This window comes from Nocardia halotolerans (assembly GCF_042650145.1).
GTDB lineage: Bacteria > Actinomycetota > Actinomycetes > Mycobacteriales > Mycobacteriaceae > Nocardia > Nocardia halotolerans.
Map to the genome: position 1 here is coordinate 1,215,256 of NZ_JBHSDL010000014.1, position 11,703 is coordinate 1,226,958.

Here is an 11,703-nt window from a genome sequence, read left to right on the forward strand (position 1 = left end):
CATGCGCCCGCCGACACAGGACCAGCGGGTCGCGTCGACGAAGATCGTCGTCGCGGGCGGATTCGGTGCCGGTAAAACCACTTTCGTCGGTGCGGTGTCGGAGATCGTGCCGCTGCGCACCGAGGCGATGGTGACCCATTTCTCCGACGGCATCGACGACCTCGCCGAGACGCCGGAGAAGGAAACCACCACCGTCGCCATGGACTTCGGCCGCATCGTGCTGCCGGGCAACCTGGTGCTCTACCTGTTCGGCACCCCGGGTCAGAAACGGTTCTGGTTCATGTGGGACGACCTGATCCGCGGCGCCATCGGCGCGGTGGTGCTGATCGATACCCGCAGGCTGGAGGACAGTTTCGCCGCGGTCGACTTCTTCGAAGCGCGCGGGCTGCCGTTCCTGATCGCGGTGAACCGCTTCCCCAACGCGCCCCGTTTCCCGATCGCCGAACTGCGCGAGGCGCTGTCGGTGCGTGAGGGCATTCCGATCGTGGACATCGACGCGCGCAATGCCGTCGAGGTCCGTCAGGCGCTGGCGGCGGTGACCGAGTACGCCATCGCTCAGCTCGAACCGCAGCAGTTCGAAGGGGCGGGCCGGCGTGCTTGACGTACTCGCCGCCGAAAGCGCTGACGTTTTCGGTCGCGGCACAGGCGTGGCCTGGCTCGCGCTCGACCTGTCGGGACTCGGCGCGCTGGTGGCCTTCGCCTGTGTCCGGCACGCGAAGTACTCGATCAGATTCCGGCTGCTCTGGCTGACGATGGCCGCGATCTGCCTCGGCGGAGTGGGGCTGTGGCTGGCCAATTCGGTGGCGCTGCTCGGCGTAGAGGTACCCGGCAGCACCGTGCGGTACAACGCCGCGCTCGGGGTCGCGGCGGCGGCCGTCGCGGTCGTCGGCGTGCTGGCCGGCCTGCTGATCGGCGGTCGCGAGTTGCAGTTGCCCCGGCTGATCGTCGGCGGACTCACCATGGGCCTGAGTGTGGGCCTGTCGACCTATCTGGCGCTGGACGGGCTCACCGTGCAGGGCACCGTGAGCGAGTCACTCGGGTTGATCGCGGTGGTCGTGGCGATGTCGATGGTGCTGTGCACGGCGACGCTGTGGACGTGCCAGGTGGTGCGCAACTGGTGGGCGCTGGTGGGTGCGGCGGTGCTGTTCGCCCTCGGCGTGGCCGCCCTGTACTACACCGCGGTCGCCGCGCTGGAGTTCTCGATCGATCCCGGTGTGCGCACACCCAGCGGGATGGATCTGTTCGATCTGGTGTTCCCGATGTTCGTCATCGGGTCGGTGGGGCTGACGGTGCCGGTCACCGCGATTCTGGTGGCGCCGGATCGGCGCGACGCGGCGCGTGCGGCCTTCGATCGCACGGCGGCACGGGTTCGGCCGTCCACCGCGCGTCCGGTCCAGCCGGTACCCGCGCGTCCGGTCCAGCCGGTGCCCGCGCGCGATGGTCGTCCCGTGGCGCCGCCGGCGCGCAACAGGTAGGACGGTACGGTCCGGCGAAGTTGCTGGCGCACACAGCTATCGGGTTGGTTTCCACACAGGTGACGGCCGCTGAAATGGCGATGGACGGGCTCTCCATTGCTGGAGAACCCGCCCTCGTGCACGAGAGTACATACCCGTTCAGGACTCCGCATCAGAGAATCAGGAACTTTCCTGTCCCGAAAAACAAACCGTGAGTTGGTAACTGGACCGTCAGCAATCCTTCGGCAAGCTCTCGCGGCCACCAGGCCCAAGTGGCGCGCGTCACACCATTAGCCGCCCGGTTGCCCCGAACCGCCCATAAGCCCCTGAACAGGCACAACAGCGCCGCAGCAAGCCCCCTGGACAGCACGCTCCGCAGAACAAACCGAAGACCGCACGTTCGGCCGACACACCGCCGCTGACCGAGATATCGTCGCGGGCGGGCGGATTCGTCTCGCCCGGCACATCCAAGGTTCGTTCGAAGGAGTTCGCATGGCCGTCAACGTGGTGCTCGACAAGGCTCTCGACAAGGAATTCGAGAACAAGACGCTGCAGGAGATCCTCGCCGCACCCCCGTCGGCCCTGGCCGGGTTGTCCGCGGCGGTCGATCAGCAGTTGCTCGACGCACTGAAGATCAAGACCATCGCCGACCTGGGCACCAACAAGTACATCAAGCTCGCCGCGGCACTGGTCGCGCTCGCCGAACAAGAGGGCTGAAATTTTGGCGGCTGGTGCCGCGGGGTTTGTGGCCCCCGGTTGCCTCGGCTCCGAGGGGCGATACTTCGCCTTCGGCGTTACGTCTCGCCCCTCGGAGCCGAGGCGGGCCACAAACCCAGGGCGGTAGGGACATATGGGGGCGGCCCCGCGGGAGGGGGTTCTTCCGGGGGGCCGTCACTGTTTCGGTGTTTCAGAGGCGGGTTGGGTCGATCATGCCTTTGCGGACTGCGTTGACGATGCGGCGTGGAACGCGGTATTCGACGCCGGCCACGGTTACGGGGACCAGTTGTGGGACTTCGGCTTTCCACTGGGCGCGCCTGCTTCGGGTGTTCGAGCGCGACATTCTGCGCTTGGGGACCGCCATGAGTCAGCCTTCCTTGCCTGCGCGCGAACGCTTTCCGTACTTGCGCTCGAACTTCTCCACCCGGCCCTGGGTGTCGAGGTTGCGCGCCGTGCCCGTCCAGAACGGGTGCGAATCGGAGGTGACGTCGACGGTCAGCAGCGGGTAGGTGTTGCCGTCGGCCCAGGCGATCGTTCGATCGCTGGTGACGGTGGACCGGGTCAGGAACTGCTTGCCGGTGTTGGCGTCCTCGAACACCACGGGGTGGTAGTCGGGGTGGATTCCGGTTTTCATGCGGTTTCTCCTCTGGGGTTGGTGCGCTCGCTCGCGGTGGCCGCGGTCTCGGCCGGATCGGCGCAGGGGTCTTCGTGCCAGTCGCCGAAGGGGTCCTCCCACAACGCGACTCGCTCGGGGGCGCGGTCGACCAGCAGCAGCTCGTCGTCCTCGACCAGCGCCCAGTGCAGGGCGTGGCGGATCTCGGCGGGATCGGCGTCGTGGGCCAGGATCACCAGCGACACCTCGCGATCGCCGAAGCGCTCGTCCCAGCCCAGCGCCGCCATCGCGACCCGGGCGGGATCGGCGGCACCGCGCTCCTCGGGGCTCATCGCGGCCAGCCAACGGCCCGCGCTGCCGACCCGCAGGCCACCACCGGCGGACTCGAGCCAGACCACCTGCTCGGGCTGGGTGGCCAGCCAGACCCGGCCGCGGGCGGTGACCACACCGTCGAAGAGCACATCGAGCGCGTCGTGCAGCCGGACCGGATGAAACGGCCTGCGGGCGGCGAATTCGACGATCGTGACGCCGCAGTCGGTGTCCAGCGGCGGCTGACCGCGCAGCAGCGGGGCGTGCGCGTCGAAGACGCGACCACGCCGCGAGTCGGCGGGCACGCGGGTGAGCAGCGCGCCGATCTCGACCGCGTCGAAGTCCGAGAGCCGCTCCAGCCAGGCCACGGGGGCCATGGGCGCCATCCGGGCCAGCACCGCGCCGAGGCGTTCCCGGTCCAGTGTGTCGGCGCCCGCGGCGAGCACCACCAGGGCATCGGCGAAGTCCACCTGCCCGACGGCCACCTGGGCGACGGTGCGGTCGTCGTCGGCTCCGGCGAGGCCGCGATCGGCCAGCGCCTCGTCGCCGGTGGCGTCGGCGAGCCACTGTTCACCGTCGAGGCAGGTCAGTACCGCCTCGACGCGCACGTTGCGCGCGGCGGGCCCGTCGACACGGTCGGTGACGCCGGTCACCTCCACGTGCTCGATCGCCTGGCACAGCGCCTCGGCCTCGATCGCCGGATCCAGCGCGAGCACGATGCGCCGCACATGGTCGCGCGCGGCGAGGGTGCACAGCATCGGCAGCAGATCGGCGCGCAGTGTGCACGAGACGCACCCGTGCGCCAGCTCGAGCACCGTCGTACTCACCCGGCCTGCGGTGCGCACCGTACGGCGCACGACCCCTTCGCGTAGTTCGGCGAGATCGTGATGCACCACCACGGTGCCCGCGTCTTCACTCAGCTTCGCCGCGATGTGCTCGACCCCGGTCATGGCGGGTCCGGCGAAGCCGGCCAGCAGCACCACGGGCGTTCTCCGGTCGGACTGGTCCAGCACCCGGCAACCCCTTTCGATAACGATTTTCATTTACTTTAGAGCAACGGTACAGTGCGGAATACTCGTTGTCGAAAATGGTTGTCATAACCGTGGAGGGAGGTCGCATGTCGGCCCACTGCCAGGTCACCGGTCGCAAGCCCGGCTTCGGAAAAGCCGTCTCGCACTCACACCGGCGTACCAACCGTCGCTGGAACCCCAACATCCAGCGCAAGACCTACTACCTGCCCAGCGAGGGCCGCCGCATCACGCTGACGGTCTCCGCCAAGGGCATCAAAACCATCGATCGGGACGGAATCGAAGCGGTCATCGCCCGCCTCCGTGCCCGTGGCGACCGGATCTAGGAGCACCCATCCATGGCCTCGAAATCGACCGAACTGCGGCCGATCGTCAAACTGAAGTCCACCGCCGGCACCGGCTACACCTACGTCACCCGCAAGAACCGCCGCAACGACCCCGACCGGATGGTCCTGCGCAAATACGACCCCGTCGTGCGCAAGCACGTCGACTTCCGTGAGGAACGCTGATGGCCAAGAAATCCAAGATCGCCCGCAACGAGCAGCGGCGCGAGATCGTCGAACGCTACGGCGCCCGCCGCACCGAGCTCAAAGAGATCATCCGCAAGCCGGGCACCAGCGACGACGAGCGGGCCGCGGCCCAGGCCGAACTGCGTAAACAGCCCCGCGATGCCAGTCCGGTACGATTGCGAAATCGGGATGCAGCCGATGGCCGCCCGCGTGGCCATCTCCGAAAGTTCGGGCTCTCCCGGATACGTGTGCGCGAGATGGCCCACCGGGGCGAGCTCCCTGGGGTCCACAAATCGAGCTGGTAGAGACACCCACTGATCTCGTGAGAAGGAATATCCCATGGCAGTGAAGCGAGCACCGTCCAAGAAGGCACGCGCCGAGCAGGGCCGCAAGCCCAAGAAGAACCCGCTGATCGCCGCGGGCATCGAACACGTCGACTACAAAGACGTCAACCTGCTGCGCACCTTCATCTCCGACCGCGGCAAGATCCGCAGCCGTCGCGTCACCGGCCTGACCCCGCAACAGCAGCGGCAGGTAGCGATCGCGGTGAAGAACGCACGCGAGATGGCGCTGCTGCCCTTCACCACCACGAAGTAGCGCGAATACGAAAGTGGCCCCGAAGCAACAGCTTCGGGGCCACCCTCGTTTGCGGGACGGATCAGTGGGCGAAGTGGCGGGCACCCGTCAGGTACAGGGTGACGCCGGCTTCCTTGCACAGTTCCACGGTGTCCTTGTCGCGGATCGAACCACCCGGGTGGACGATGGCGCGTACGCCCGCCGCGACCAGGATCTGCGGGCCGTCGGAGAACGGGAAGAACGCGTCCGAGGCGGCGACCGAACCTTTGGCCCGCTCCCCCGCGCGTTCCACGGCGAGCTTGCAGGAGTCGACCCGGTTCACCTGGCCCATGCCCACACCGACGGCGGCGCCGTCGTCGGCCAGCAGGATGGCGTTCGACTTCACGGCACGGCACGCGCGCCAAGCGAATTCGAGGTCGGCCAGGGTCGTCGCGTCGGCCGGATCGCCGGCGGCGAGAGTCCAGTTGGCCGGGTCGTCGCCCGCGGCGTCGAGAACGTCACGTTCCTGCAGCAGCGCACCGCCGCTGATCGGACGCAGCTCCACACCTTTGCGCTGCGGCGCTTCGGCGACGAGCACACGGACGTTCTTCTTGCGCTGCAACACCTCCACCGCACCCGGTGCGTAACCGGGGGCCACGATCACCTCGGTGAAGATCTCGGCGACCTGCTCGGCCATCGCCACACTCACCTCACGGTTGGCCGCGATCACGCCACCGTAGGCGCTGACCGGGTCGGTGGCGTGGGCCTTGCGGTGCGCCTCGGCGATGTCGGCGCCCACGGCGATGCCACACGGGTTGGCGTGCTTGATCACCGCGACGGCCGGCTCGTCGAAGTCGAACGCGGCGCGCCAGGCGGCGTCACCGTCGGTGTAGTTGTTGTACGACATCTCCTTGCCGTGCAACTGCTGTGCCTGCGCGATGCCGACGGTGCCGTCGTTGCTGGTGTACAGCGCGGCGGCCTGGTGCGGGTTCTCGCCGTAGCGCAGCACCGCGGCGCGCTCCCACGAACCGGCGACCCAACCGGGGAACTGCTCGGTCTCGGACACGACGGCGGGCACGGCGACCGAACCCATCCAGCTCGCGACCGCCACGTCGTAGCTCGCGGTGTGCTGGAACGCCTTGGCGGCCAGCGCGGTGCGCTCGGCGAGGGTGAACCCGCCCGACTTCACCGCGGCGAGCACGTCGTCGTAATCGGTGACGTCGACGACCACACCCACCGAGGGATGGTTCTTCGCGGCCGCCCGCACCATCGACGGACCGCCGATGTCGATCTGCTCGACGCACTCGTCGACGCCGGCGCCACTGGCCACCGTCTGGGTGAACGGGTACAGATTCACCACGACCAGCTCGAACGCCTCGACCCCGAGCTCGGTGAGCTGCTCGACGTGCTCGGCGCGGCGGGTGTCGGCCAGGATGCCCGCGTGCACGCGAGGGTGCAGCGTCTTGACCCGGCCGTCGAGGGTCTCCGGGAAACCGGTCAGGTCTTCGACCTTGGTGACCGGCACACCCGCCTCGGCGATCTTGCCCGCGGTCGAGCCGGTCGACACCAGCTCCACGCCCGCGGCGTGCAGTCCGGTGGCCAGCTCGACGAGACCGGTCTTGTCGTAGACGCTCACCAGCGCCCTGCGGATCGCCTTACGTTCACTCACCGGTGTGCTCGCTCATCTGGTATTTCTGCCTTTCGTCCATCGGAGACAATGCCTCGCGTCGCGACGGCGGCGATGACCTGCGCCAGCAACCGTCGCTCGACAACCTTGATGCGCTCCTGCAGCGTGTCCTCGTCGTCACCGGGCAGCACCTCGACGGCCTCCTGGGCCAGGATCGGTCCGGTGTCGACACCGCCGTCGACCAGGTGGACCGTGGTGCCGGTGACCTTGGCGCCGTAGGCGAGCGCGTCACGCACCCCGTGCGCGCCGGGAAACGACGGCAGCAGCGCGGGATGGGTGTTGATGAGGCGGCCGCCGAAGCGCGCCAAGAACTCGGGGCCCAGGATTTTCATGAACCCGGCCAGCACGACCAGATCGGGCTGGTACGCGTCGACTGCCTCGGTGAGGGCGACGTTCCATGCCTCGCGATCCGGAAAATCCTTCAGCGCCACCTTGAAATGCGGCACCCCGGCGGCGTCGGCGTGCTCGGTGGCCGGGCAGTCCCGGTCCACCCCGACCGCGACGATCCTCGCCGGGTAACCGGGCTCGCGTGCGGCGGCGAGCAGCGCGTTGAGCAGCGAGCCGGCACCCGAAGCCAGAACGACGACGGTGGCCGGTGTCCCTGCGGGCCGCCACGGGGCAAACGAGGTGGTCAGCGCTCTACTCCTGCGTGTGATCGGGTAGCACGCTGCGCGTGCGGGCCGGCGGTGATGGGCGATACCGCCGGGTCGAGCTTAACGACCGGTGCCCCTGTCACCCTCCGGCAGGTCCGGCTCGACCACCTCGACATCGACGATGTCCTCGGCGGGGGCAGCCGTGGAGCCGGGGGCGGCGATGCTCACCTCGACGTCGTCATCGAGGTCCTCGACCAGTTCGGCGTCGAGTTCCACGGCGGGGTCGTGGTAGTCGTGATCGGCGTCGCCGGAGTGGTCGTGATGGTCCGGGTCGTCGTCGTAGTAGTCGTCTTCGTCCTCGTCGACGGCATCGTCGTGGTCGTCGTGGTCGTCGTGGTCGTGGTCGTGGTCGTCGAAGAAGTCGTCCTCGTCGTAATCGTCGTAGTCATAGTCGTCGTATTCCTCGGCCGGTGCGGTACGGGCGAGGAAGCGGCGGGCGAACACCATGCCGACGAAGCCGCCGAAACCGAGCCAGGTGACCAACAGCACCACCAGCACCGGCAGATCGATTCCGGTCCAGCCGCCGGCACCGAGCTGACCGCTGCCCAGGATCGCGAGCGAGAGGAAGGTCAGTGTGGACAGTCCGGCGCAGGTCAGAGTCGCCCAGGGAGCGCCGGGCCGGTCGTCGCTGGTCCGGCCGAGCTCGATGCCGCCGAGTACGCCGACGGCGAGCGGCACCAGCAACAGCACCGGCCACCACGCCGCGGCGGGGCCCATCGGCACCGGGATCAGGGCGGGCACCGCGGGCACCTCACCGGCGCTGACCCCGAACAGTCCGATCGAACCGGCACCGAACTGCACCGGCGCACCGCTGAGCAGCCCGGCCGCGGCGATCACCACATTGGGCAGGTAGAGCAGCGAGAGCAGCGTCATGCCCAGCACGTCGATCACGTCGTGCGCCTGCCGATAGGTGTCACCGACGCGGGACAGGTGGACGAAGAAGGAGACCGTCGCGGCCAGTGCGGCACAACCGAGCAGGCGCAGCACCGTGCGGCGCGCGGCGCGCGCACCGAGCACCGCCCACTCCGGGATCCGCACCGGCACCAGTGCGCACAGTGCCGACCACGCCCGGCTGCAGATACCGCCGGCGGCCGCACCGAGATACAGAATGAACACCCAGCTGAAAGCACTGAACACACCAGGTGGTTCGAGTGCGGTGACGCCCGCGGCATCACCGGTGACAGCCAGGCAGACCGCCGTCATCAGCAGTGGCCCGGCCAGCACCGCACCGGTGAGCCAGGTCAGCTCGACCGGAGTCGGGTGCTCGGGCACCGCACGCGCGCATTCGCGGGCCGCGAACCAGACCAGCAATGCCGTCGGCACCAGTGGGAGCAGGCCGAGAGTGGTGCCACCGACGGTGAGCGGAATCTGGTGCGCCGCGAGCCAGGTCGCCGCGACCGCGCCCGGCGCGCTGGTGAGCGCGGTGCCCGCGGTCAGCATCACCGCCAGCACGATCAGCACTGTCACCGTCAGCGCGGAGATGGTCGGCCGGGCGGCCACCAGCAGCAGGGTGCGGGACCGTTCCGGCGACAACGGCCACCAGCCGGGTTCGTGCCCGGACGGCGGCGAGGTGATCGTCTCCCCGTTTCCGCGTGACCCGGAGGTCCGGCGCACGAGGGCGTTACGGGAGCTCATGACAATTCAGCGTGGCAGCTTCCCCGTCGGGCGCGGGTCAGGCGCGCCGCGAGCCCACAGGCGCACCTGTGGGCTCGCGACTGAACCTGAGCCACCGCGCGACGACGGTGTCCGGCATGCTCGCCGCGCACCTCGGCTACCGCGCACGGCACTGCGGCGAACATGCCCGTGGTTTCTACTTGTTGTCTTCGTTCGGGCGGAACGCGGTGGTCGCGTCGGCCGCCGGATCGGCGGTCTGCTCGCCACCGAAGGGCTGGCCCTGCGCGGGCTGACCCGGCTGACCCGGCTGCGCGGGGGCAGCGGCCTGTGCGCCACCGTAGGTGGGCGCACCGAAGGGCTGACCGCCCTGCTGGGCACCCGGCTGACCACCGAAGGTCTGCGTGGCGCTCTCATCCGGACGCGGCGGCTGTGCCTGCGGCGCCCCACCATAGGACTGCTGTTGCTGCTGCGCGCCGTACTGGCCGTAGGCCTGCTGCTGTTGCTGGCCGTAACCCGGCTGCTGCCCCGGCTGACCGTAACCCGGCTGCGCCTGCGGCATCGACGGCGAACTCTGCTGGCCGTAGGGCGACTGGGTGGGGTACTGCCCGCCCGTCGAGCCCTGCCCGTAACCCGGCTGGCCGTAGGGCTGCTGAGCGGTGGGCTGGCCGTAAGGCTGCTGCCCCGGCTGACCGTAACCCGGCTGCTGGCCGTACTGCCCGAACTGCCCCGGCTGCTGTTGCGGCTGAGCCGGTTTCGGCGCGGGCGCCTTGATGATGCCGAGCTGGAACAGCAGCGCCACGATCGCCACCGCCGTGGTGACGAAGGCCAGGAACAACACCAGGTAGGCACCGAACTTCAGCTCGGCGCCGTCGGGCACGGAGACGAAGGTCGCGATGACGAGGCTGATGAAGCCGGTCAGCGCGGCGGCGGCGCACACCGCGAGCAGGTTCTGCTTGGGCAGCAGTGACGCACCGGCCAGCAGCGCGGCCAGCAGCAGCAGGGCGATGCCGGAGCCGCCACCGAACTCGAAGAGACTGAAGCTGCTGCCTTCGCCGACAGTGGTGTCGCCGAAGGTCACCGGCGAGGACCCGATGTAGGGCGCGAATCCGAGCAGGTACGTGAGCAAGCCGAGGCCGGCGGTGGCCGCGGTGAGGATGAAAGGCAGACCTTTGGTGTCCGGACCGGGCGCGGTCGCTGACGCAGCGGCTCCGGTGCTCGGGCCCTGGGCGGGCGCGGCGGGTGTCGCGGGTGCGTTGTACCCGGAGCCCCCTGTCGGGTAGGACATGTCGTCGTCTCCTTGTCGAGTCGTGCGCATCGGTCGCGTCGAACTGCCTGGCGCTGATCCAGTACATGACGCTACTGCACGCCGTCGCCCCGGTCATCACCTACCGATCGGGCTGTGGACGAACCACGCCCGGTGGACAAGTCGACGAAGGCCGCCCCGGTCGAACCTGTGGGCGGCCTTCGTAAGTGTGCGAGGGTCAGGCAGTATCGGATCGGCCTGATCCGCTGGGCCCTTCGTGGCCACGCAAGCTACCGCCTACGGGCCCTGACCGGATCAGGCAGTATCGGATCGGCCTGATCCGCTGGGCCCTTCGTGGCCACGCAAGCTACCGCCTACGGGCCCTGACCGGATCACGCCGACGCGATGGACGCCTTCTCCAGGATCTCGCGTGCCAGTGCGGCAGTCTCGGACGGCGTCTTACCGACCTTCACACCCGCGGCCTCGAGCGCGTCCTGCTTGGCCTGGGCGGTACCGCCACCGGAGGAGACGATGGCGCCGGCGTGGCCCATGGTCTTGCCTTCGGGCGCGGTGAAACCGGCGACGTAGCCGACGACCGGCTTGGTCACGTTGGCCTGGATGTAGGCCGCCGCGCGCTCCTCGGCGTCACCACCGATCTCACCGATCATCACGATGACCTTGGTCTCGGGGTCCTTCTCGAACGCCGCGATGGCGTCGATGTGGGTGGTGCCGATGACCGGGTCGCCGCCGATGCCGATCGCGGTCGAGAAACCGAAATCGCGCAGCTCGTACATCATCTGGTAGGTCAGCGTGCCCGACTTCGACACCAGGCCGATCGGGCCCTTGCCGGTGATGTTGTTCGGGGTGATGCCGACCAGCGCCTCGCCCGGGGTGATGATGCCGGGGCAGTTCGGGCCGATGATCCGGGTCTTCTCGCCCTTTTCGACGTTGTAGGCCCACGCGTAGGCGGAGTCCTGCACCGGGATGCCCTCGGTGATGACCACCAGCAGCGGGATCTCCGCGTCGATGGCCTCGACGATGGCGTCCTTGGAGAACGCGGGCGGCACGAACGCGATCGAGGTGTCGGCGCCGGTCTTCTCCATCGCCTCGGCGACGGAGGCGAACACCGGCAGCTCGACGGTGTTGCCGTCGGCGTCGGAGTGGGTCACGGTGGTGCCGGCTTTACGCGCGTTCACGCCGCCGACCACGTTGGTGCCCGCCTTCAGCATCAGCGCGGTGTGCTTGGTGCCCTCGCCGCCGGTGATGCCCTGGACGATGACCTTCGAGTCCTTGTTCAGGAAGATGGACATGTTCGTGATTC

The 11,703-nt window shown here is 68.8% G+C and carries 15 protein-coding genes; 7 read left to right on the forward strand and 8 right to left on the reverse strand.

What is annotated here, in order from left to right:
- The first annotated feature begins 1 nt into the window (after position 1).
- The 3 genes from ACFO5K_RS16230 (at position 2) to ACFO5K_RS16240 (ending at position 2,171) form a co-directional block, all read left to right on the forward strand.
- Positions 2 to 601: a GTP-binding protein gene (locus ACFO5K_RS16230; RefSeq protein ID WP_378562705.1), complete on the forward strand. Its 600-nt coding sequence runs from the start codon at positions 2 to 4 to the stop codon at positions 599 to 601.
- A complete protein-coding gene (locus tag ACFO5K_RS16235) occupies positions 594 to 1,475 on the forward strand; it encodes a hypothetical protein (protein WP_378562708.1) in 882 nt (293 codons plus the stop codon). The genes ACFO5K_RS16230 and ACFO5K_RS16235 overlap by 8 nt, the downstream gene beginning before the upstream one ends.
- 471 nt (positions 1,476 to 1,946) lie before the next feature.
- Positions 1,947 to 2,171, forward strand: a complete 225-nt coding sequence (locus tag ACFO5K_RS16240; protein ID WP_378562711.1) for a hypothetical protein — start codon at positions 1,947 to 1,949, stop codon at positions 2,169 to 2,171.
- Positions 2,172 to 2,361: 190 nt separating this feature from the next.
- On the opposite strand, the gene rpmF is transcribed toward ACFO5K_RS16240, so the two are convergent.
- The 3 genes from rpmF to mrf are packed head-to-tail and all read right to left on the reverse strand — an operon-like array spanning position 2,362 to position 4,136.
- A complete protein-coding gene (rpmF, locus tag ACFO5K_RS16245) occupies positions 2,362 to 2,535 on the reverse strand; it encodes a 50S ribosomal protein L32 (protein WP_378562714.1) in 174 nt (57 codons plus the stop codon).
- A gap of 3 nt (positions 2,536 to 2,538) precedes the next feature.
- Positions 2,539 to 2,805, reverse strand: coding sequence for a type B 50S ribosomal protein L31 (locus ACFO5K_RS16250; RefSeq protein WP_378562717.1), 267 nt, complete (start codon positions 2,803 to 2,805; stop codon positions 2,539 to 2,541).
- Positions 2,802 to 4,136, reverse strand: coding sequence for a ribosome hibernation factor-recruiting GTPase MRF (gene mrf, locus ACFO5K_RS16255; protein WP_378562720.1), 1,335 nt, complete (start codon positions 4,134 to 4,136; stop codon positions 2,802 to 2,804). Before mrf ends, ACFO5K_RS16250 begins: the two co-directional genes overlap by 4 nt.
- Before the next feature lie 74 nt (positions 4,137 to 4,210).
- On the opposite strand from mrf, the gene rpmB reads away from it, so the two are divergent.
- Genes rpmB through rpsR form a run of 4 tightly spaced genes read left to right on the forward strand, consistent with a single transcriptional unit; the run spans position 4,211 to position 5,227 of the window.
- Complete coding sequence (gene rpmB / locus ACFO5K_RS16260; RefSeq protein ID WP_378562723.1) at positions 4,211 to 4,447, forward strand: 50S ribosomal protein L28; 237 nt, start codon at positions 4,211 to 4,213, stop codon at positions 4,445 to 4,447.
- 12 nt (positions 4,448 to 4,459) lie between these two features.
- Entirely contained in the window at positions 4,460 to 4,630 is a 171-nt protein-coding gene (gene rpmG / locus ACFO5K_RS16265) for a 50S ribosomal protein L33 (RefSeq protein ID WP_011211511.1), read from the forward strand.
- The gene (gene rpsN / locus ACFO5K_RS16270; protein ID WP_378562727.1) at positions 4,630 to 4,935 is read left to right on the forward strand and encodes a 30S ribosomal protein S14; all 306 of its coding nucleotides are present in this window, start codon (positions 4,630 to 4,632) and stop codon (positions 4,933 to 4,935) included. The genes rpmG and rpsN overlap by 1 nt, the downstream gene beginning before the upstream one ends.
- Before the next feature lie 34 nt (positions 4,936 to 4,969).
- Positions 4,970 to 5,227 (forward strand): 30S ribosomal protein S18, encoded by a 258-nt coding sequence (gene rpsR, locus ACFO5K_RS16275; RefSeq protein WP_378562730.1) that lies wholly within the window; start codon positions 4,970 to 4,972, stop codon positions 5,225 to 5,227.
- Between the two features lie 61 nt (positions 5,228 to 5,288).
- Here the strand turns inward: rpsR and purH are convergent, their stop codons facing one another.
- From purH to sucD, 5 genes are all read right to left on the reverse strand, one after another.
- Positions 5,289 to 6,854 carry a bifunctional phosphoribosylaminoimidazolecarboxamide formyltransferase/IMP cyclohydrolase gene (purH, locus tag ACFO5K_RS16280; protein ID WP_378562733.1) on the reverse strand — a complete coding sequence of 522 codons (1,566 nt, stop codon included), beginning with the start codon at positions 6,852 to 6,854 and terminating at the stop codon, positions 5,289 to 5,291.
- Positions 6,851 to 7,528, reverse strand: a complete 678-nt coding sequence (gene purN / locus ACFO5K_RS16285; protein WP_378563901.1) for a phosphoribosylglycinamide formyltransferase — start codon at positions 7,526 to 7,528, stop codon at positions 6,851 to 6,853. The genes purH and purN overlap by 4 nt, the downstream gene beginning before the upstream one ends.
- Before the next feature lie 57 nt (positions 7,529 to 7,585).
- Positions 7,586 to 9,160, reverse strand: coding sequence for a cell division protein PerM (locus tag ACFO5K_RS16290; protein WP_378562736.1), 1,575 nt, complete (start codon positions 9,158 to 9,160; stop codon positions 7,586 to 7,588).
- Positions 9,161 to 9,335: 175 nt separating this feature from the next.
- Complete coding sequence (locus ACFO5K_RS16295) at positions 9,336 to 10,424, reverse strand: DUF5336 domain-containing protein (RefSeq protein ID WP_378562739.1); 1,089 nt, start codon at positions 10,422 to 10,424, stop codon at positions 9,336 to 9,338.
- A gap of 350 nt (positions 10,425 to 10,774) precedes the next feature.
- Entirely contained in the window at positions 10,775 to 11,692 is a 918-nt protein-coding gene (sucD, locus tag ACFO5K_RS16300; protein ID WP_378562742.1) for a succinate--CoA ligase subunit alpha, read from the reverse strand.
- Between the last annotated feature and the right edge of the window lie 11 nt (positions 11,693 to 11,703).